The organism is Cystobacter fuscus (genome assembly GCF_002305875.1).
Classification (GTDB): domain Bacteria; phylum Myxococcota; class Myxococcia; order Myxococcales; family Myxococcaceae; genus Cystobacter; species Cystobacter fuscus_A.
The window spans coordinates 5687963-5708515 of the sequence record NZ_CP022098.1 but is presented as its reverse complement, the minus strand read 5'-3'; the positions used below and the strand labels follow the sequence as shown (position 1 = coordinate 5708515).

Genomic DNA, 20553 nt, shown 5'->3' with positions numbered 1-20553 from the left:
GTCTCGAGGTGAGTGAAAACGCCAGAAGGCCCTCCCCTGCCCCCGTGGACCGAGGGCCTGGGGGAACACTCACGCCGCCACGCGCACCGCTTGTCCCAAGGCGAGCGCGAGGTCCTCCTGCAGGTCCTCCAGCTCCTCCAGCCCCACCGAGTAGCGGATGAGCCCATCGGTGATGCCGCGCCGCTGCCGCTCGGGCGCGGGGACGGACGCATGCGAGTGACGGGCCGGCACGGTGACGATGCTCTCCACCGCGCCCAGCGACACACCGAGCAGGGGCAACTGGAGCGCCTCCACGAAGGGCGCCGCCCACTCGTCGCGCGCGAGCCGGAAGGACACCACCGCGCCCGCTCCCGGGTAGAACACCTCCTTCACCTCGGTCCTGTCCGCCAGCCAGCGGGCCAGCCCCGCCGCCGTCCTCACCTGCCGCTCCATGCGCACGCCCAGCGTCTTGATGCCCCGCTGGAGCAGGAAGCAGTCCTGCGGGCCCAGCACCGCGCCCACCGCGTTCTGGAGGAAATACACCTCCCGCGCCAGCTCCGCGGTCTTCACCGCCACCGTCCCCGCGACGATGTCGCTGTGCCCGCCAAGGTACTTCGTGGCCGAGTGCACCACGATGTCCGCGCCCTCGGTGATCGGCCGCGAGACGTACGGCGACAGGAACGTGTTGTCGACGATGAGCAGCGCGCCACAGGTGCGCGCGAGGATGGACATCGCGAGGATGTCCGTGCGCTTGAGGAACGGGTTGCTGACGCTCTCCACCAGCAGTGCCTTGGTATTGGGACGGATGGCGGCGCGCACCGCGTCCGGGTCGCTCGTGTCCACGAAGGTGGCCTTGAGCCCGAAGCGGCTGAACACGCGTGTCAACACACGGTAGGTGCCGCCATAACAGTCGTCGGTGACGACGAGGTGGTCCCCCGCGCTGAACAACATCAGCACCGTGGAGATGGCGGCCATGCCGGAGCCGAAGGCGAAGGCGGCGTGGGCCTCGTCCAGCTCGGCGAGCACGCCCTCCAGCGCCTTGCGCGTCGGGTTGCCCGAGCGCGCGTAGTCGAACTCGCCGGGCTGATCCAGCCCCGGCTGGTCGAACATGGACACCTGGTAGATGGGCACCGCCGCCGCGCCGGTGGCGGGGTCGGTCTCATGCCCGGTGTGCAGCAGGCGCGTCGCGAAGCGGGTTCGCACAGCGAGCTCCTTCGAGCGCTTGGGCCAGGTCGGCGATGATGTCATGACAGTCCTCGATTCCCACGGAAAGGCGAAGCAGTCGGTCGGAGATGCCCAGTTGCTCCCGGCGCGCGACGGGGATGTCGGCGTGGGTCTGGGTGGTTGGATAGGTAATGAGCGTCTCGACGCCGCCGAGCGACTCGGCGAAGAGGCACACCTGGACGGAGGCGAGCACCCCAGGCACCAGGGCCGCCTCGGTGACGTTGAAGGACAGCATGCCCCCCACGCCCGGGTAGAAGACGCGCTCCACCAGCGGGTGCGTGGCCAGCCACGCGGCCACCTCGCGCGCGTTGGCCTGGTGCTTCTCCATGCGCAGGGCCAGCGTCTTCAGCCCGCGAATCACGAGGTACGCGTCCTGCGGCCCCAGGATCGCGCCAATGCCATTCTGGATGTACGCGAGGCGCTCGCCCAGCGTCGCGTCGCGCACCACCAGCGCGCCCGCCACCACGTCGTTGTGCCCGGCGAGGTACTTCGTCGCGCTGTGCACCACGATGTCCGCGCCCAGCTCCAGCGGCCGCTGCAGCCACGGCGTGAAGAAGGTGTTGTCGACGATGAGCAGCGCCCCGGCCTCGTGCGCGATGTGGGCGATGGCCGGAATGTCCGCCGTCTTCATCAGTGGGTTCGTGGGAGACTCCACGAGGATGGCCCGCGTGTTGGGACGCAGCGCGGCCCGCACCGCCTCCGGACGCGTGGTGTCCACGAAGGTGAAGGGCACGTGGAGGATGCGATCCACCAGCCGGTACGTCCCGCCGTAGAGGTCCTCGGTGAGCAGGACGTGGTCCTCCGGCCCGAAGAGCTGGAGCGCGCAGTGCAGCGCGGCCATGCCGGAGCTGAAGGCGAGACCCTGGCTGCCGCCTTCCAGCCGAGCCAGCGCGTCCTCGAGCGCGCTGCGGGTGGGGTTCTTGGTGCGCGAGTAGTCGTAGCCGGTGGACTGGCCGAGCGCGGGATGCTGGTAGGTGGCGGACTGGTAGATGGGGACGGCGACGGCACCGGTGGTGGGGTCCCGGCGCACGCCCGAGTGGACGAGCGCGGTGGCGAGTTTCATGGAAGGGGCTCTTTCATTCGGCGAGGACAGGGGAAGAGGTCAGCGGCCGCGCAGCGCCTGGGAGATGCGGAGGATGTCGGCCAGCACGCCCGAGGCCGTCACCGCGCCGCCCGCGCCCGCGCCGCGCACGACGAGCGGGAAGTCGCTGTGGCGCGTGGTGGTGAAGGACACGAAGGACTCGGAGCCGCGCAGGTCCGCCCCGGGCTGGCCGGCCTCCACGGGGGCGGGGCCCACGCGGATGACGGGCGAGCCGGTGCCCACCTTCGACGGATCGATGCGCGCCAGGTAGCGCAGCACCGTGCCAGCACTCCGGCAGCGCGCGACACGGTCCGCGAAGGCCGCGTCCAGGGCCTTGAGCCCGTGGAGGAACGCGTCCACGGAAGCGCCGGGCCGCGGGTCCTCGGGGACGAAGGGCTCCAGCGCCACGTCGGACAGGGAGAGGGGCAACCCCAGTTCGCGGGCGAGGATGAGCGCCTTGCGCGCCACGTCCGTGCCGCTCAGGTCCTCGCGCGGGTCCGGCTCGGTGAAGCCGCGCTCCCTCGCGGTGCGCACGGCCACGGACAGGGGGACGCCCGCCGTCAGCTCGTTGCAGATGAAGCCCACGCTGCCGGACAGCGACGCGGTGATGAGGCGCACGGTGTCGCCCGTGCGCACGAGGTTGGCCAGCGTGTCGATGACGGGCAGGCTGGACGCCACCGTCGTCTCGTAGTGGTAGGCCACATGGTGGCGCCGGGCCTCGGCGAGCAGCGTCTCCCGCTCCTCCCACGGCAGCGCCAGCGGCTTCTTGTTGGCCCCCACCACGTGGATGCCCCGGCGAAAGGCCTCCGTGTAGAGCGCCTCGATGCCGCCCGCGGCGGTACAGTCCACGAGGATGGGCACGGGCAGCCGACGCAGCTCGTCCAGCAGCGGCACCAGCGTGCGCGTCTTCGGGCCCACCGGCTCCTCGCGCGCCAACCGCTCCTCCAGTCCCTCCAGCGGCAGGCCCGCCGCGTCGAACAGGGCGCGCCGGCTATCGGCGAGACCCACGACTCGCAGGGCGATGCCGTGCTTGTCCTGGAGCAGCGCCTGCTGCGCGCGCACCTGTGCCAGGAGCTGGCCGCCCACGGTGCCCCGGCCGAGGAGGAAGAGACTCACCTGCTGGTGCGCCAGGTTGAAGGCCGCGTGCGTGGTGCGCACGGCGATGGTGGTGTCCGCCGCGTCCACGACACAGGAGATGGAGCGCGAGCTGGCACCCTGGGCGCTCGCACGCACGTTGACGCCCACCGCGCCCAGCGCGCCGAAGAAGCGCCCCGCCACGTTGGCGCCCTGCCCCATGGCCTCGGCCACCAGCGTCAGCAGCGTCACCGGCTCGCGCAGGGCGAGGGGCTCCACCTCGTGCCGGGCCAGCTCCTGGGCCAGCTCGCTCTCCAGGGCACCCCGGGCGCGGAGCAGGTCCGGCCGGGGGACGACGACGGCGATGGACTGGCCATTGGCCGACTGCGTGGACAGCCACACCGTGACGCTCGCCTCGCGCAGCGCGGCCAGCACGCGCTCGCCGAGCTGGAACTGGTCCGACAGCTTGCGCACCTCGATGCCGAGCAGCGCGAGCTCCTCCCGGGTGGCGATGCACGTGGGCCGCTGGCCGTCGCGCGAGCCGATGGCGTCGATGAGCGTGCCCGGGTGGTCCGGGTGCATCGTGTTGCGGATGCGCAGGGAGATGCCCGCCTCGATGAGCGGAATCATCGTGCGCGGGTGCAGCATGCGCACGCCCACGGCGGCCAGCTCCAGCCCCTCGCCGTGGGTGAGGTGCGCGACGGGGTAGGCGTCACTCACGAGGTCCGGGTCGGCGGTGTGCAGACCCAGCACGTCCGTCCACACCGTGACTTCGGTCGCGTCGATGCCCTGGGCCACCAGCGCCGCGGTGTAGTCGGAGCCATTGCGCCCCAGCGTGGTGGTGCGCCCGTCCGGCGTCGCGGCGATGAAGCCGGGGAGGACGGGCACGGAACTCCTCCAGCCCGCCACGGCCGCCTGGAGCCGCTCGCGCGTGAGCGCCACATCCACCCGCGCCGCGCCGAAGCGGTCATCCGTCACCAGCAACTGCCGCGCGTCGCGGAAGGTGGCCTCGGTGCCCGAGGCCGTGAGCAGCTCCGCGAGGAGCGTGGCGGAGACCAGCTCTCCGAAGGAGAGCACCCTGTCGCGAGAGGGCGCCGAGCACTCGCGGGTGAGGGAGATGCCCTGGAGGAGCTGCCGCAGGGGCTCGAGCAGGGAGTCCACCCGCGCCGCGAGCGCCGTGGCACGCGCCGGGTCCAGCGCGGCGGCGTTCGTCTTCGCGAGGTGGGCGATGCGCGCCACCCCGCTCAGCGCGCCCTCGAGGTCTCCCTGGGTGGCGAGCCCCGCCGCCTCGATGAGCCAGTCCGTGGTGTCGCCCATGGCCGAGACGACGACGGCGAGGGGCCCCTGTTTCGCGTGTCGACCAATCAGCTCGATGACCTGACGGAGCCGCCGGGGCGAGCCCACGGAGGAACCTCCGAACTTCATCACCTGGAAGGGAGCGCTGCTCATCTGCGAACCTCTGGAGGGCCGCACGGGCCCGGGAAGACGGTCAAAGGCAGACACGTTCCGCGCTCCGGGCACACGAGGGCCCGTCGCGGCGCACGTGCGCCCACGGCATGAGAGGAATGGGGAGGAGGTGAAGCCCTGGCGGACGCGGACTCGCGTTCGCCGGAGGGCTAGCGCATTCGAGCGGGGTCCACGCGGAGCTGGCGCATGCTCGCGGCCGGGAGACGGCACGGCATGAGGCGGTCAGCGGCGGCGTTCAGGGATGCGGCACGGGTGGATGGAACCACGGGAGGGTCCTCTCTCACCGAAGCGGAGGGGTGGCCTCTGCTTCGGACGCTTGGATTGCCCGGGAGGTATTTCTCCTCGAGCCGCATCGTTTGGACACCTTGGAGGTCCGACTCCAGGTTGTCGAGCCACCGCGCGAAGCGGTGGCCGCTCTTGATGCTGAGACAGCAGATAGACGCACTCCGGGCGTCTGTCAATCCCTTGGTTGCCGGAAGATGGATGTTTCCTCGACGCTCCCCCTCGGCTCAGCACCAACCCTGCCCTGCTGAACCTGGACGTCATCACGGGTTCCCTGCCCGGTCCACCTGGGCCAGGGGCGAGGGATGATCCCTCCCCGCCCTACGAATCGAAGCCCGCGGCAGGCCTCCCGCGCGCGGTGATCATCAAGGCGTTTGGAACGTCCACTGTTGATTCGTGCCGCCGGTCCACTGCCACTGCTGGACATTGGCTCCGTTGGCCGTGGAGCCGCCTGACACCTCCAATGCCGACCCACCGCTGCTCAAGGGCGTAAGACGATAGAACCCACCACTCGTGGCGGTGATGGCCCAGTGCTGGTTCGCGGCGCCCGTATAGGTGTAGATATCGACATTCGTTCCGTTGGCCGTCGAGGGGCTGGTGACCTGCAGGACCTTGCCGCTTTCCACGCCGGTGATCCGATACACGTCGTCGCCCAGGTGGGTCAGCGTCCAGCGCTGATTGTTCGCTCCGCCATAGGACCACTGCAACACGTTGGTATTGTCCGCCGTCCCATGCCCCGCGACATCGAGCGCCTTGTCGAGGCTATCGCGCGGTGTGATGCGATAGGTTCCGTCAGCGATGATTCCATTGCCCTCGCCGCCATTGTCGGTCAGGAACTGAGTCAGCGGCGAGTACCACTTGTTCGCGATCTTGACGATGCCCGCGTCGTTGGGGTGCACGCCATCGCCCGTATCCGTGGCCGGGTTGAAACCGGTCCATTGATCCACGACGACGATCGGCGAAGCCGTCGTGCTCTTGCTCGCCGCCCAGGCGGGAATCGCGGCGTTGAACTCGATGGTCCGCCGCGGACAATCCGCGCAGCTCCCCGGTGCCACTGGAATGATCTGCGCCACCAGGATCTTCATGTTCGGATTGCTCGCGCGCATCTGATCCACGAGCTTGCTGAAGGCAGCCAGGAGCTGGCTGGGCGTTCGCGCGCTCCAGACATCGTTGGTGCCGAAATGCATGAGCACGATGTCCGGGCGTGTCGCGCTCAACCAGCCGGGGAGAAGATTCTGATCCGCCACGCTGGTGGCCAGATATCCACCATGGCCTTCGTTGTCGCCGTCGTAAGCGACCCCGCACCCCTGGGGCGGCAGCGTGCCGACGAAATCGATATTCGTGAAGCCAGTGCTTTGCAGTTGGTTCCACAGCAGCGCACGCCAACACCCCGGTGATCCGGTAATCGAATCCCCGAGCGGCATGATGCGTGTCTGTGCATCCGCCGGCCGCGGGCAGGCAAGCAGCACGAAAAGCAGAACGGCCAGGATGTTCGTCAAGCGCAGCGCATGAGTCCGGTACATGACACTTCCTCGTGTATGATGCGGAACTTCCATTGATGCGCGAGCGAGCGGGCGTGCACGCCCGTGCGGGGGGAACGATAGTGCATTACTCGATGAAGCCTGTCAAAACGCATTTTTCGCGACAGCACTTCTTAGCCAGCGTGCCTTGAAAATCACACTACGGCTGTCAACGACTTGCCTTGACGTGCGACACCCGGTCGTTCGTGTCGGAGAACGACTCCTTTGACACCTTTCCCGAGACCTTTGGAGACCTCTCTCGGCACGAACCAGACACTGAGATGCCAGCTCGGTGGAATGGACAACCCTCCGGGCAGGCCCCTCCCTGGCTCCTCCCGAGTCGGCTCCCTACGTTGCGCCTCCCCACCCCTCGGCGGAGGCGTTACGAATGACACGGCGAATCCCAGTTCTCACTTGGGCTCTCTCGGCCCTCCTCGCGTGCGGGGGGTGGCCTCCGGAGGCGTTCCCGCCGCCCCAGGAGCTACCGGGCTCCGCGATCCCCCCATCCCAGTCGCCCTCCCCCGGGCTCACGTGGGTGACGGTCCCCGCGTCCGATTCACGAATCCAATACATGGGGCGGGTCGACGTCTCCGATGCGTCCGCGGTGTTCTCCCACCCGGGAGTCTCCGTCAAGGTCCGGTTCAAGGGAGACGCGATCGCCTTGTTGCTGAAGGATCGTAGCGCGGGTGACAAGCGGACGACCAATTACTACCAGGTCACGCTCGACGCCCAGATGTCCATGAAGTTCGCTGTCCACGGAGACCAGGCGGTATATGAGATGGGATGGGGCCTGGCGCCAGGCGAGCACACCCTCGAGCTCGTCAAGCTGACGGAGAGCGAGGTCGGTACCAGCGAGTTGCAAGGCTTCAAGGTCCACGGAGAGCTCCTGGACCCTCCGGCCCGTCCGGCCCTGAAGCTCGAATTCATCGGGGACTCCATCACCTGCGGTTACGGGAATGAGGCGTCCATCCCGGAAGCCGACAACCCGACGACGGGCTTCCATTCCATCAACCAGAACATCACCCGCTCCCATGGCTGGCTCACCGCGCGCAACCTCGGCGCCGAGGTGATGACGGTCTGCTATTCGGGCCGGGGGATGTACCGCAACAACACCGGAGACACGACGGGAACGCTCCCCCAACTCCACGACCGCGTCCTTCCCAGGCAGGCCACCCCACGTTGGGACTTCGCGCGCTACACGCCCTCCATCGTGGTGCTCAACCTGGGCACGAACGACTTCGCCCCGGGTACACCAGACGCCGCCCGGTTCACCGCGGCCTACCAGGACTTCGTCGCCCGTCTCCGGAGCTACTATCCCAAGGCGAGGATCATCTGCGCCGTGGGCCCCATCATGAACGACTGGTACCCCGCCGGGCAGAAGCACTGGAGCAAGATCCAGGACTGGGTTTCCTCGGTGGTGAAGGACTTCAACGCTCGGGGGGACGCCCGCGTGCACTACCTCGCCTATGCCCCGCAGCAAGGTCCCTACGGTGAGGACTGGCATCCCTCGACCGCGACCCAGGAGGCCATGGCCACCCGGCTGACGGACTTCATCCGCTCGCTGAAATGAACGGTGGCACCCCGCGCCGCCCGGGCGCGGGAGGCCCAGCGCGGGGGAGCGGCGACCGGGGAGCGTACAAGGGATTGTCTCTCGGAATGCTTGCTCTTGATGAGGTCATGGCCCTCTCGAACTCTTCCCCCCAGGGTTCGCGTTGTTCCATCCAGGTATGTTGAGCATTCCTGGCTACACCCTTCGAAGGCCCCTCAGGATCACTGGCTCCAACCAGCTCTTCCACGCGGTGCGCGATACCGATGGCCTTCCCCTCATCCTCAAGACGCCCGTGGCCTCTCCCCCGGGCCCTCGAGCAATCGAGCGCTACCGCCGTGAGTTCAGCATCCTTCAGCGCCTCCAGGACGTGCGCGGCGTCCCCCGCGTCCATGCCTGCGAACAGCTCCAGGAGCGCCCGGTCCTCCTGTTGGAGGAGGTAGAGGGCGAGACCCTGTCGGAGTTCACCCATGGCCCCCTCGAGGTACTCCGCGCCCTGGACCTGGTGATCTCCCTGGCGTCCACCCTGACCGAGATCCACCTTCGGGGTGTCATCCACAAGGATCTCAAGCCCTCCAACATCATCGTCACCCCGTCTGGCGAGACACGGCTCATCGACTTCGGCATCGCCTCCGTGCAGCTCGTCGAGCACGTGGATGCCCCCCCCGCCACGCTCATCGAAGGCACCCTGGCCTATATGTCTCCCGAGCAGACGGGGCGCATGAACCGCGCGGTGGACTACCGCACGGACCTGTATTCGCTGGGCGTCACCCTCTACGAACTCCTGAGCGGAACGAGACCCTTCCAGGGGCACGACGCGCTCGAGTGGTTCCATGCCCACATGGCACAAGCGCCCCAGCCCCCGCTGAAGCTCGTACCGGACCTGCCTCCCGTCCTGTCCGCCATCGTCCTGAAGCTGCTGGCCAAGGTCGCCGAGGAGCGCTACCAGAGCGCCGACGGCCTCAAGGCCGACCTCGAGCGGTGCCGGGAGGACCTGCTCCGGGGCGTGCACGAGGACTTCCCCCTCGGCGTGCACGACCATCCCACGCGCTTCCAGCTCCCCCAGCGTCTCTATGGGCGGGCCTCCGAGGCCGCGGCCCTGCGCCAGGGTTTCGAGCGCGTGGCCCGGGGGGGACGGCCCGAGCTGATCCTCGTCCGGGGTTACTCCGGCATCGGCAAGTCCTCTCTGGTGCACGAGCTGCACAAGCCGGTGGTGCGCCAGCGTGGCTTCTTCCTCAGTGGCAAGTTCGACCAGTTCCGGCGGGACGTTCCCTACTACACCCTGGCCCAGGCCATCCGCGGCCTGACACAACAACTGCTCGCGAGCACCGACGAGGAGCTGGCGCGCTGGAGTGCTCGCCTGAACGAGGCCTGGGAGGGCCAGGGCCAGGTGCTCGTGGACGTGGTGCCCCAGCTCGCGCTCGTCGCCGGCACGCAGCCCCCGGTCCAGGAGCTGCCTCCCTCCGCGGCCCAGCACCGCTTCAACCGCGTCTTCCGCGAGTTCCTCGGCGTCTTCGCCACCCCCGAGCACCCCCTCGTCGTCTTCCTGGATGACCTCCAGTGGGCCGACCTCGCCAGCCTCCAGCTGCTCCACCACCTGCTCACCCACCCGGAGACGCCTCCGGTCCTGCTCATCGGCGCCTACCGCGACAACGAGGTCGGCCCCACCCACCCGGTGGCGCAGGCGTTGGAGGGCTTGCGCGGGGCCGGTACCCAGATGACCGACCTCCGGCTGGAGGCGCTGGGCCTCGCGCAGGTGCGACAGCTCGTCACCGACTCGCTCCCGGGAGCGGACGCCGGGGTGGTCGAGCCGCTCTCGGCCCTGGCGCTCGAGAAGACCGGAGGCAACCCCTTCTTCCTGCTGCAGTTCCTGCTGACGCTCAACCAGGACGGGCTCCTGGTCCGCTCGCCGGAGGGCTCATGGCGCTGGGATGCCGGGGCCACCCGTGCCCGGGGCTACTCCGACAACGTCGTCGACTTCATGGTCGGCAAGCTGCGCCAGCTCCCCCTGGGGACCCAGCACCTGCTGCGGCTCGCGGCCTGCGTGGGCAACGCCTTCCCGCTCCAGTTGCTCGGCCTGCTCTCCGACACGCGGGAGTCCTCGGTGGTGGAGCAGGGTCTGGAGCCCGCGCTCCTGGAGGGCTTGCTGGTGCGGAGCGGTCCGGAGCACTACCGCTTCCTCCACGACCGCATCCAGCAGGCGGCCCACTCCCTCATCCCCGAAGCGGAGCGCAAGGCCGTCCACCTGCGCATCGGCCGGCTGCTGCTGGCGAGCCTGAATCCGGAAGAGGTGCGGGAGAAGCTCTTCGATGTCGTGAGTCAGCTCAACGCCGGGCTGGAGCTGCTCGACAACGCCGAGGAGCGACTCCGGGTGGCGCGCCTGAACATCGAGGCCGGAGGGAAGGCCAAGGCCTCCACCGCGTTCCACTCGGCCATCGCCTATTTCACCACGGCCTTCCAGCTCCTCCCGGAGGACCCGTGGGAGACCGCCGCCGGGCTGGCCTTCAGGAGCCAGCTCGACCGGGCCCTCTGCGAGTTCATGAGCGGCAATGCCGCCGAGGCGCGCCGCCTGGTGGAGGAACTCCGGTCCCGGGCCCGCACCCGCCCGGACACAGCGGCCGTCTACCGCTTGAAGAGCAGCCTCCACATCGCCGCCAGTGAGATTCCGGCGGCCATCGCCTGCCTCCTGGAGTGTCTTTCCCTGTGGGGCATGCCCATGTCCCCGCGCCCCTCGTGGGAGGAGGTCGTGGCCGCCAACGAGGAGGTGTGGAAGCTCCTGGGGGAGCGCCCCATCGAGAGCCTCGTCGACCTGCCTCGCATGGAGGACCCGGACCTGGAGGCGGTGATGAGCGTGCTGGGCGCCCTGTTCGTGCCGGCGGTCCTGACCGACCCGAACCTGCTCATCCTCAGCCTGTGCCGGATGGTCTCCTTGAGCATCCGCCATGGAAACAGTGGCTCGGCCGCACTGGGGTATGGCTTGTACGGCATGGTGCTGGTCTCCACCTTCAGGCGCTATGAGGAGGCCTGGTCCTTCGGTCGGCTCGCCTGGGCCATCATCGAGCGCTACGATCTCTCCGCCTTCCGAGGAAAAATCCTCTACACCCAGGAGAGCATCAACAACTGGATCGAACCCCTGTCCAACTCGCTGGAGGTTCTCCGCAGGGCCTTCCATCTCGCGTTCCAGAGCAGTGATCTCCAGCCCGCGGGCTACTGCGCCAATCACCTCGTCACGCTCCGGCTCATGCTGGGACATGACCTGGAGGAGGTCTACCAGGAGTCCGTCGTGCGCCTGGCCTTCATGGCCAACGCGAGCTTCCCGGACATGCAGTTCATCCTGCTCCACCAGCAGCTCTACGTGCAGCAGTTGCGCGGCCTCTCCCCCTCGTTCGGTTCGCTGACGGGGGAGGGTTTCGACGAGGCCTCCTTCGAGGCCGGGCTGACCCCCGACCGCCTGAGCAACATGCGGTTCTGGTACTGGACCCTCAAGATGCAGGCGCGCTTCCTGTGCGGTGCCCATGCCGAGGCGCGCGAGGCGGGGGCCCGGGCCGCGGAGCTGTGGTGGTCCTCGCTCGGGCAGGTGCGGCGCCTGGACTTCCACCTCTTCTACGCGCTGACCCTGGCCGCCTGCTACGGCGACATGTCACCCGAGGAGCAACCCCGGACCCTGGAGTCCCTGCGCGAGCACCAGCAACTGCTCGCCGAATGGGCCAGCCTCCAGCCCGCGACCTTCCGGGCTCCCGAGCGGATGGTGTCCGCGGAGCTGGCCCGCATTCTGGATCGGGAGGGCGAGGCCCTCCGGGCCTACGAGGAAGCCCACCAATCGGCGCGGGAGCACGGCCTCATCCAGCACGTCGCCCTGGCCTGTGAGCTCGCCGCCCGCTTCTGGCGCGAGCGGAAGATGCCGACGCTCGCGGACACCTACGCGCGCAAGGCCCGGACGGCGTACCTGCGCTGGGGCGCCAGGGGCAAGGTGGCGCACCTGGACGCCCACTGCCCCCATCTGGCCTCTTCCCCCGGCACGGAGGGGACCACCACCGAGACGGACTCCACCCAGGTCGACGCGCTCACCGTGGTGAAGGCCCAGCAGGCCATCTCGGGAGAGATCGTCCTCGAACGGCTGGCGGACACACTGCTGCGCGCCGCCCTGGAGAACGCCGGGGCCCAGCGCGGCGCCCTGTTGCTGCCTCGCGGTGACAGTCTCCCGGTGGTCGCTGTCGCGGGCTCCTCGCCGGAGGACTCCACCCCCAGGCCGGACGAATTCCGTCTGCCCTGGACCCTCGTCGCCTACGTCAGGCGCACCCGTGAGCACGTGCTCATCGGTGACGTCTCCCAGCCCCATCCGTTCTCGTTGGATCCCTGGTTCGAGCACGGCCGCGCCCGCTCCGTGCTCTGCCTGCCCCTGCTGCGCCAGGAGGAGTTCCGCGGGGTGCTGTACCTGGAGAACGGACTCGCCACCAACGCCTTCACTCCCGCTCGCCTCTCCCTGCTCGGGCATCTCGCCTCCCAGGCGGCCATCTCCATCGAGAACGCCCAGCTCTACGCCGAGGTCCAACGCGCGGAGAGCGCCCTGCGCCGTGCCAACGATGACCTGGAGCGGCGCGTGGAGGAGCGCACGCAGGAGCTCAAGAATGCCCAGGCCTGCCTGGTGGACTCCGCGCGCAAGGCGGGAATGGCCGAAGTGGCCATCCATGTGCTCCACAACGTGGGCAACGTCCTCACCAGCGCCGTCATCAACCTCCAGAGCATGCTCGAGATGGTGAGCGCCTCGCGCGTGGGCCGGCTCAAGCAGGTCACCTCCCTGTTCGAGGAGCACGGCGGAGAGCTGGCGGACTTCCTCACCCGCGATCCGCGCGGCACCCAGCTTCCGGCCTACCTCTCCGCGCTCGGTGACGAGCTGCTCCGCGAGCGGAAGACGCTCCAGGAGAGCATGGAGGCCATGGGCAAGCACATCGAGCACATCCGCGCCATCGTCCAGGTCCAGCAGGCCCATGCGCGCAACACGCTCGTCCTCGAGGAGTGCGAGCTCTCACTCCTCATCGAGGATGCCTTGAGCATCCAGATGCCCTCCCTCCAACTCAACGGCGTCACCGTCACCCGGGAGTTCTCCACGGTGCCCAGGCTGCGGCTCGACAAGCACAAGGTGTTGCAGATCCTCGTCAACCTCATCAGCAATGCCAGGTACGCCATGAATACCCTCCCCGAGGGGCAGCGGCAGCTTCACGTACGGCTCGCCGCGAAAGGCCACACGGCCTATCTCCAGGTGGCGGACAATGGCATGGGCCTGGCGCCAGAGCTCCGCCCGCGGCTCTTCACCCAGGGCTTCACCACCCGAGAGGGGGGACTGGGCCTGGGCCTTCACTCCAGCGCCCTGGCGGCGGAGATGCTGGGCGGCCGCCTTTCCCTGGAGAGCGAAGGGCCGGGCAAGGGCGCCACGGCCACGCTCGAGCTGCCCCTCGGGTGAGGTTGGCCTCCAGATTCGCCTCGTAGTCCTTCGCCGTCTGCCCGTCGATGCCCTCGGCTCAGAAACCGAGCCCCCTCGGCCGGTGGGGACGCGGCTTGATGCGGCGGGTGGTTTCTCGTGAAGTCGGCGGGAGTCGAACCCGCGTAGACTCGCGGAGGTGAGCGAGTACGTCACCCATCGCGGCGCCCTGCCGAAGGAGGCGCTGGAGTCCCTACGCGGCGCCCTGCTCGCCTCGCGCTTCGTGGCGAGGAGCCCCCTGATGGGCACCTTCCAGGGCAGCCGCGGCTTCGCCCTCATCTTCACGGAAGCGGGACGGTCCACGCTCGAGGAGCGCTTCCCCTTCCTGCGCGACTACCTGGCCCGGATACTGGAGCCCCGGAGCTGGCGGGGGCTCCTGCCGTGGCGCGAGCGGCTCCTCGGCCCCCGGCCCGAGCGACGCCGCCCCAACGCCTTCTATCTGAACCTGCTGCTGCTCGAGGCGGGCCGGGGCGTGGGCCGGCACATCGACGCGACCCTGCAGGAGCCCAGCGGCGTGCCGGGCGCGACGCCCGAGCACGTGAGCGTGCTCTACCTGAACGTGCCCGGGGGCGCGAAGGGCGGCGCGCTGGTGCTCTCCCGGGGACAGCTCGCGCTGGGCGAGGTGCGTCCGCGGCCGGGCATGCTGGTGCACTTCCGGGGCGACCTGACGCACGAGGTCCAGCCCTTCACCGGTGGCCCCGAGGGCGCGCTCCGGGCGAGCCTCGTGTGCGAGCAGTACGCGTTCGCTCCCGAGGCGCTGGCGCGGCTGCCCGCGTTCCGTATCCAATCCAAGGCGGGCTTCTCCGCGTATCTCGAGGAGCACCGCGCTCGCGGGAGCTGAGGCCCGGAAAAGAAAAAACCCCGTGGACTCATCGTCCACGGGGCTTCGTCTTCGAGTTGCGGGGGCAGGATTTGAACCTGCGACCTTCGGGTTATGAGCCCGACGAGCTACCAGGCTGCTCCACCCCGCGATACCGTTTGCTGCCTTTGTTGCGCTTCTCTTTGTCAGACACCAGAGACCCTGTCACCTGATTTCGACAGGGTCTCTGGCCTGTCAAGTTGCGGGGGCAGGATTTGAACCTGCGACCTTCGGGTTATGAGCCCGACGAGCTACCAGGCTGCTCCACCCCGCGGCGAAGTGAGAGGCTTAGTACCGCCCTCCCCCTGGACCGTCAACTCTTTTGATCGAACGCCGGGAGACACGTCTGGGATTCCCCGTGTCTCCCGCGCGCTCGGGGCACGAACTACTTGCCCAGCTTCTGCTTGAAGAGATCGGCGAACGTGCCGAGCCCCTTCTTGCCGCCACCCACGGGCTGCTGGGTCTTCGTCCAGGCCTCGACCTCGGCGCGCTCCTCGGCGCGCTCGGCGGCGGTGATGGACAGGCGGATCTTCCCGGAGGCGTCGATGTCCACCAGGGCCACCTTCAGCTCCTGGCCGAGCGAGAACTTCTTGCGCAGGTCCGTACCGCGCTCGGTGCCCGTCTCGGAGGCGGGGATGAGCCCCTTGCCGCCCGGGAACGCGAGGAACACGCCGTAGGGCTCGATGCGATCCACCTTGCCCACCACCACCTGGCCCACCTTGGGGCGCGGCGCCGCGGGCTCGGCCGGCTTCTTCTCCTCGGGGGCGGCGGCCGCCGGACGCTCCTCGGCGGGGCGCTGGGCCTCCTCCTCGGAGATGCGGCGCAGACCGATGCGCTTGTCGTTCGCGTCGATCTTCTCCACCTGCACCCAGATGACCTCGCCCTCCTTCACGGCGTCGCGCGGGTGCGCGATGCGGCGCTCGGACAGCGCGGAGATGTGCACCAGGCCATCCACGCCCGGGCGCAGCTCCACGAAGGCGCCGAAGGGCTGCAACCGCACCACCTTGCCCTGCAGCCGGTCGCCTTCCTTGATCTCCGAGAGCGCCGTCTTGAAGGGATCCTCCTGGCGGGCGCGCATGGAGAGGGTGATCCGCTCCTTCTGCTTGGACTTGTCCGGCGAGTTGGGCTGGCCGGGCTCCATGCGGAGGATCTCCACCTCCACCTCGTCGCCCTGCTTCACCACGTCGCTCGGGTGGGCCACGCGCATGTAGGACATCTCGGAGACGGGGATCATCCCCTCCACGCCGCCCAGGTCCACGAAGGCGCCGAAGTCGCGCACGCCGGTGATCTTCCCCTTGACGACCTTGCCCACGTCCAGCGTCTGGCGCGTCTTGGCCGCCAGCTGCTTCTGCTCGTCCTCGAGCAGCGAGCGGCGCGAGAGCACCACGTTGCGGTCACGCACCTCGGTGACGCGGAAGGTGAGCTTCTCGCCGATGAAGGCGTCCGGCTTCTCCACGAAGCGGATGTCCAGCTGGCTGATGGGGCAGAAGGCGCGCACGTCGCCGATCGCCACCTCCACGCCTCCCTTGTTCACGCTGAGCACCAGGCCTTCCACCGGCATGCCGGAAGAGCGGGCCTCGGCGAGCATCGCCATGTTGGCGCTGCCCTTGGCCAGCGCGCGGCTGAGCAGGATGCCCCGGGCGCCCGCCTCGATGACGTGCGCCTCGATGGTGTCCCCCACGCCGTAGCGCAGCACACCCTCGTCGTCCTTGAGCTCGCGCAGCTCGATCATCGCCTCGCTCTTGGCGTTGGACAGCGTCACGAAGGCCGTGTCCGCGCCGAGCTGGAAGATGGTGCCGGTGACCTTCTCACCCACGCGCACCGAGCGCCGGCCCGGCACGCCGCCATCCTTCTGCTGCGCCTCGAACATCTCCGCGAAGGACTTGTCCTCGGGGACCTCCTCGTAGAGCGCGCTGGAGGGCGCGGGCACCACGGGCGCCTTGGGCGTCACGGGGGCCGGCGTCGGAGCGGCCGAGGCCTCGGGGGCCGCCTCGGCGGTGGGCTCGGACGACGCCGCCGGGGCCGGGGTCACCGGTCCGCGCGTCTCCACCGCGCCCGAGGCGCGCTTGACCACCACCATGGGGCCCTGCTGGCGCTCGCCACCGCCACCGCCGCGGCCACCACGCTCACCACGCGGACGGCGCTCCTCGCGGGGCGCCCCCTGCGGCTTGCTTCCCGCCTCGCCCGTGGGCTTGGGGGCAGCGGCCTCGCGCTCGCCACGCGGGCGATCCGAACGGCGGTCCTTGTCGCCGCGACCACCGCGCTCCTCGCGCTCGCCGCCACGACCCGCGGGAATGCCGAGCATCACGTCACCAAAGGTGGCCTTGGGCTTCTTGGGGCCAAAGCCCCCTGCCCCATCGCCGCCACCAGAACCCACGGAACCGTTCTTCTCGTCGCTCACTGCGGGGACCTTCCTGAACGAAATCGAAATCCAGCGCTGGGGGACCATGCCCCCCCGCTGGGGGAAAAAGGCGGCGCACTCTACACACGCGCCGTGTCTGGACGGAAGACGCATCTGGTCATCTTCCGCACTCCGGCCTTGAATCCCCCCATAACGCGGGCGGACACGAGGTCCATCCCTCCCCCTCCCCGAGGGGGCATGCCCGCCTGCTCCGCACCCGCCCCCGGACTCCAGGCGAGCGGGGCATGGCCTAGGCGGATCGTTTGCGCCGCAACACCCGCTGGAGCACCGCCCTGGCCTCGGGGACGCCCAGGGCGCTGGTGAGGGCGAAGTAGACGAGGCCAAAGGGCAGCACCACCAGGGGGAAGACGAGCACCGGGTGCAGGTGGGGCGGAGGCAGGACGCTCCCTCCCCACTCCGTCAGGACCCGGGGGGTGGGACCCAGCAGGTGGGTCAGCGCCACCTTGACGCCCAGGCCCGTCAGACCCGCCGCGAGCGCCGCTCCCCACAGCTTCACCATCCCCTCGGGCGGGGGCACGGGACCAATCAGGGAGGCGAGCGTGCGCCGCAGCATCAGCGCCTCGAACCAGGCCATCAGCCCCCCGGCCAGGGGCAGGAAGGCCGCGCCCAACTGGGAGGGCAGGCCGAGCAGCCCCGGCAGCCGCAGCGCCAGGAACCAGGCCAGGGCGGCGCCCAGCACCACGCGCAGCGTGGCGAAGCGCAGGGGCGTGCGCGTGTCCTTGAGGGCGTAGAAGGTCGAGGCGTACAGGCGCCCCAGCGCCGAGGCGGCCAGGCCCAGCGAGGCCCCCATCAGCACGTACCAGAGGTAGCGCGTGTCCGCGGCGGTGAACCGGCCCCACTGGAAGAGCGCCGCCGCCACCACGTCGCCGATGAAGAGCAGCGCCGCCGCCGAGGGCACCACGAAGAAGGCGATGCGGCGCGAGCCCGCCTCCAGCCGCGCGTGCAGCTTGCCCGCCACGGCCTCGCCCGCCCCGGCCGCGCGGGACATCTCCGGCAGTTCCGCCGCGGAGATCGCCATGCCGAAGAGGCTCACCGGAATGAGGTAGAGGGTCTGCGCGTAGGTGAGCGTGGACAGCGCCCGGACGGCGATGAGCGAGGCGTAGGACGTGTCGACGTAGGCGCTGATCTGCACCACGCCGCGGCCGAGCACCACCGTGGCGAAGCTGCGCAGCACCTGGCGCACGGACTCGCTCGCCGTGGACAGGTGGGGCCGGAAGTGGCCGAGCACCCGCAACACCGAGGGCACCTGCACGAGGAACTGCAGGGCACAGCCCACCACCACGCCGTAGGAGAGCACCACCACCAGGGACTCCTCGGCGAGCCCGCTCAGCCCCGCGCCCACCAGCGAGGTGACGATGGCCAGGTTCCACACCACCGGGGCCACGTAGGACAGGAAGAACTTGCGGTGGCTGTTGAGCACGCCCAGGCACCACGCGGACATCACCAGCAGGCCCGTGCCGGGAAAGAGGATGCGCACCAGCCGGATGGTCATCCGCCGCGCCTCCCCCTCGAAGCCCGCGGCGATGGTGTCCACGAAGAGCGGCGTGGCCAGCATGCCCAGCGCCACCATCACCGCGGTGGTCAGCGCGAGCAGGCCGAACACCGCGCCCGCCACCTGGTCCGCCTCCTTCTCGTCCCCCTTGCCGAGCAGCCCGGCGTACACGGGAATGAAGGAGCCGGACAGCACCCCCTCGCCAAAGAGGTTCTGCAGGAAGTTGGGGATGCGCAGCGCCGCCTTGAACACGCCCGCCGCCATCCCATTGCCCAGGAAGTAGGCGATGAAGACCTCGCGCACCAGGCCCACCAGCTTCGAGGCCAGGATGCCCGCGGCGACGAACAGCGCGCCACCGCCCTTGGCGGCGCGACCCTGTACTGTGGGACGAGGAGGAGGAGAGGAGACGGGAGCTTCGGAGCCAGGAGAGGGAACGGTCAAGACGGCCGCACTCTATGTCGACGCCTTCACGGGCTTGAAGCCCGAACTCCCTTGCCCCCCCGGGTTTCCCTTGACGCTCCCCCCAACGGACCGCGATGGTCAACCGCTTCGCGTCGGCCCCCCGGCGCCGCGACCTCCCATGCCCAAAGTACTGGTCATCGACGACGAGACGAACCTCCGCAAGGTGCTCGCCGCCATGCTGCGCCGGGACGGCTTCGACGTCACCGTCGCGGCCGATGGCGAGCAGGGCCTCGCCGAGTTCCACAAGAACGGCGCCGACATCGTGGTGACCGACCTCGTCATGCCCAAGGCCGGCGGCATGGAGGTCCTGCGCGCCGTCAACGCCGCCAACCCCGACGTGCCCGTCATCATCATCACCGCTCACGGCACCGTGGACTCCGCCGTCGAGGCCATCAAGGCGGGCGCCTTCGACTACGTCACCAAGCCCTTCGATCAATCCGAGCTCTCGGCCGCCATCGCCAAGGCCGCCAAGGCCCACGTCGTGGCCCAGCGCTCGGTGCGCGCGGATGCCAAGGCCCGCGCCGCCATCATCGGCGAGTCGCCCCAGCTCCAGGACGTCTTCAAGATCATCGACAAGGTGGCGGACACCCCCTCCACCGTCCTCATCACCGGCGAGAGCGGCACGGGCAAGGAGCTCATCGCCTCCGCGCTGCACGGCGCCTCCAGCCGCCGGGACAAGCCGTTCATCAAGATCAACTGCGCCGCCATCCCCCACAACCTCCTGGAGTCCGAGCTGTTCGGCTACGAGCGCGGGGCCTTCACCGGCGCCGTCACCTCCAAGCCCGGCCGCTTCGAGCTGGCCGACGGGGGCACGCTCTTCCTCGACGAGATCGGCGAGATTCCCGTGGAGATGCAGGTGAAGCTCCTGCGCGCGCTCCAGGAGGGCGAGTTCGAGCGCGTGGGCGGCATCAAGACGACGCGCGTGGACGTGCGCCTCATCGCCGCCACCAACCGCGACCTGCAGGCGGAGATCGAGGCCGGACGCTTCCGCAAGGATCTCTACTACCGGCTCGCGGTGGTGCCCATCACCCTGCCCGCCCTGCGCGAGCGCCGGGGCGACATCCGCATGCTCGCGACGCACTTCGTGGAGAAGTACAACCGCAAGCTCAACAAGAAGATCGAGGGCATCGCCGACGACGCGCTCGTGCTGCTGCAGGCCTACAACTGGCCCGGCAACATCCGCGAGCTGGAGAACCTCATCGAGCGCGTGCTGCTCTTCGCCGATGGGCCGCTCATCACCGCGAAGGATCTGCCCGAGCCGGTGCGCCAGGCCTCCTCTCCAGTGCCCGCCTCCCCGGCCGCTCTCGCGGAGACGCCTCCGGGCGAAGGGGGCCTCAAGGACATCGTCCGCATGAAGGCGGCCGAGCTGGAGAAGGATCTCATCACCAAGGCCCTCGAGGAGACAGGCGGCAACGTCACCCGGGCGGCCCGATTGCTGCAAATCAGCCGCAAGTCCCTTCAAACGAAAATGAAGGAATTTGGCCTGCGCGACACGACCGCCCAAGATGGGCGGGATGACGGCTCCGAGGACTGAGGCCGGTGGCGAAATATCGCCGCGAAATCAACGGTTCCGGTCCCCGCGCCACCCCCCTCTTCACCCTCTGGGAGCCTGAATGCGGCCGCCTCTTCCCACCCTTGGACCTCAACCGAAGAAAAGCCCCCTGGG

At 69.3% G+C, this 20553-nt stretch carries 10 protein-coding genes, 2 tRNA genes and 1 riboswitch; of the genes, 4 read left to right on the top strand and 8 right to left on the bottom strand.

The features are described from left to right. Nucleotides 1-69 precede the first annotated feature (69 nt). The 4 genes from CYFUS_RS23225 to CYFUS_RS50830 all read right to left on the bottom strand — a co-directional run bounded on the left by CYFUS_RS23225 (nt 70) and on the right by CYFUS_RS50830 (nt 6630). On the bottom strand, nt 70-1227 hold the full coding sequence (locus CYFUS_RS23225; RefSeq protein ID WP_095987218.1) for a trans-sulfuration enzyme family protein: 1158 nt from the start codon (nt 1225-1227) through the stop codon (nt 70-72). Further along, nucleotides 1139-2266 (bottom strand): trans-sulfuration enzyme family protein, encoded by a 1128-nt coding sequence (locus tag CYFUS_RS23220; RefSeq protein WP_095987217.1) that lies wholly within the window; start codon nt 2264-2266, stop codon nt 1139-1141. Before CYFUS_RS23220 ends, CYFUS_RS23225 begins: the two co-directional genes overlap by 89 nt. 39 nt (nt 2267-2305) lie before the next feature. Beyond that, the gene (thrA, locus tag CYFUS_RS23215; protein ID WP_095987216.1) at nt 2306-4807 is read right to left on the bottom strand and encodes a bifunctional aspartate kinase/homoserine dehydrogenase I; all 2502 of its coding nucleotides are present in this window, start codon (nt 4805-4807) and stop codon (nt 2306-2308) included. 325 nt (nt 4808-5132) lie between these two features. After that, nucleotides 5133-5254, bottom strand: a riboswitch (SAM-I-IV-variant riboswitch). A gap of 218 nt (nt 5255-5472) precedes the next feature. Then, nucleotides 5473-6630 (bottom strand): RICIN domain-containing protein, encoded by a 1158-nt coding sequence (locus CYFUS_RS50830; protein ID WP_157758605.1) that lies wholly within the window; start codon nt 6628-6630, stop codon nt 5473-5475. A gap of 568 nt (nt 6631-7198) precedes the next feature. On the opposite strand from CYFUS_RS50830, the gene CYFUS_RS23205 reads away from it, so the two are divergent. The 3 genes from CYFUS_RS23205 (at nt 7199) to CYFUS_RS23195 (ending at nt 14493) form a co-directional block, all read left to right on the top strand. After that, nucleotides 7199-8197 (top strand): SGNH/GDSL hydrolase family protein, encoded by a 999-nt coding sequence (locus CYFUS_RS23205; protein ID WP_157758604.1) that lies wholly within the window; start codon nt 7199-7201, stop codon nt 8195-8197. A gap of 157 nt (nt 8198-8354) precedes the next feature. Then, nucleotides 8355-13634: a trifunctional serine/threonine-protein kinase/ATP-binding protein/sensor histidine kinase gene (locus CYFUS_RS23200; protein WP_095987214.1), complete on the top strand. Its 5280-nt coding sequence runs from the start codon at nt 8355-8357 to the stop codon at nt 13632-13634. A 157-nt stretch (nt 13635-13791) separates the two neighbouring features. Next, nucleotides 13792-14493 (top strand): 2OG-Fe(II) oxygenase, encoded by a 702-nt coding sequence (locus tag CYFUS_RS23195; RefSeq protein WP_095987213.1) that lies wholly within the window; start codon nt 13792-13794, stop codon nt 14491-14493. A 56-nt stretch (nt 14494-14549) separates the two neighbouring features. On the opposite strand, the gene CYFUS_RS23190 is transcribed toward CYFUS_RS23195, so the two are convergent. The 4 genes from CYFUS_RS23190 to murJ all read right to left on the bottom strand — a co-directional run bounded on the left by CYFUS_RS23190 (nt 14550) and on the right by murJ (nt 18866). Next, a tRNA-Met gene (locus CYFUS_RS23190) sits at nt 14550-14623 on the bottom strand. A gap of 88 nt (nt 14624-14711) precedes the next feature. Next, a tRNA-Met gene (locus CYFUS_RS23185) sits at nt 14712-14785 on the bottom strand. A gap of 111 nt (nt 14786-14896) precedes the next feature. Beyond that, on the bottom strand, nt 14897-16912 hold the full coding sequence (locus CYFUS_RS23180; RefSeq protein WP_095987212.1) for a S1 RNA-binding domain-containing protein: 2016 nt from the start codon (nt 16910-16912) through the stop codon (nt 14897-14899). Between the two features lie 250 nt (nt 16913-17162). Beyond that, the gene (gene murJ, locus CYFUS_RS23175; RefSeq protein ID WP_198316710.1) at nt 17163-18866 is read right to left on the bottom strand and encodes a murein biosynthesis integral membrane protein MurJ; all 1704 of its coding nucleotides are present in this window, start codon (nt 18864-18866) and stop codon (nt 17163-17165) included. A 139-nt stretch (nt 18867-19005) separates the two neighbouring features. Here murJ and CYFUS_RS23170 point away from each other — a divergent pair, with 139 nt between their 5' ends. Continuing rightward, nucleotides 19006-20421 (top strand): sigma-54-dependent transcriptional regulator, encoded by a 1416-nt coding sequence (locus tag CYFUS_RS23170; protein ID WP_095987211.1) that lies wholly within the window; start codon nt 19006-19008, stop codon nt 20419-20421. The last annotated feature ends 132 nt before the right edge of the window (nt 20422-20553 follow it).